At 71.3% G+C, this 1254-nt stretch carries 1 protein-coding gene; it reads right to left on the bottom strand.

Features of this window, described 5'->3' with window-relative positions; all coding sequences use genetic code 11:
* Positions 1–1254 (bottom strand): condensation domain-containing protein (locus ACFY4A_RS42680; protein ID WP_390834689.1); only part of this gene is annotated, 1254 nt, incomplete at both ends.

Genomic DNA, 1254 nt, shown 5'->3' on the forward strand with positions numbered 1-1254 from the left:
CCGCCACCACCGACTCCGGCCCCACACCCCGGCCGATCAACAGCCGGGCCAACTGGTTCGCGCGCGCGTCGAGTTGCGCGTACGACACCTCAACCGCGTCCGCGACCACCGCCACCGCGTCCGGCGTCCGCGCCACCTGCCCCTCGAACAACCCAGGCAGCGTCGAAACATCCAACTCCACCCCGGTACCGTTCCACTCCACCAACACCCGCTGCCGCTCGGCCTCACCCAGCACGTCCACCGCACTCAGCGGCAGTTCGCGGTTGCCTTCGAGCGTCTCCTCCAGCGCGGCCACCAGGTTCTCCGTCGTGGTGCGCAGCAGGGCGCCGACCTCCTGCGGGTCGATCGGTGCCACGGCGTCCACGGCCAGCCCGATGCCGGCCGTTTCGCCGTTGTCGTCGACCGAGACGGTCAGGGGGTAGTTCGTCCGCTCCCGCACGAACAGGGTCCTGACTCCCGCGAGTCCTCCGTCCCTGTCTCCGTCCCCATCCCTGTCTTCGTGCGTGTCCGGACCGGTGGGCCGGCTGTCGTTGTGCCGGTAGTTGAGCAGCGCGGTGAACAGCGGAACGTCGGCCGCCACCCCGGCGGCCTGCTGCGCCACGGCCAGGGGGGCGTGTTCGTGCTCGAGCAGTGCCGCGAGCTGCGAGCGCATCCCGGCGACCGCGGCGAGCGCACCGGTCTCGTCGACCCGGGTCCGTACCGGCAGCGTGTTCATGAACGGACCCGGCACCCGGTCGGCCCCGGCACCGGCGTTCATCCGGCCGAAGAGCACGGTGCCGAAGACCACGTCGTCACGCTCGCTGACCGCCGCCAGCATGCGCGCCCAGGCCACGTGGAACAGAGTGGCGGGGCTGGCGCCCACCCGCCGCGAGATCTCACGCAGTCGCACGGCCGACTCCGGTGAGAACTCCAATCGGGCCCGGACCAGTTGGGTGCCGTCACCGTGGGCGTCGACGAGTCCGTAGGGGGCGGTGGGCTCGGTGACGTCGCCGAGCAGCTCCGTGAAGAACCGCTCGTACTGCGACCGTTCGACGGCGCCTCGCGTCTGCGCGACGAAGTCGCGGAACGGCAGCGGCTCGGGCAGTGCGTCGCCGCGGCCCTCGACGAAGGCCCTGACCTCCTCCAGCACGATGTCGAGCGCCGTGTGGTCCTGGATCATGTGGTGCATGCGCACCACGGCCAGCCGGCTGTCCGTTGCCGCGTCGGCGGCGACGTGCACGTCGATCAGCGGTGCCCGCTTCAGGTTCATCGACG

This window comes from Streptomyces sp. NPDC001292, assembly GCF_042896465.1.
Classification (GTDB): Bacteria; Actinomycetota; Actinomycetes; order Streptomycetales; family Streptomycetaceae; genus Streptomyces.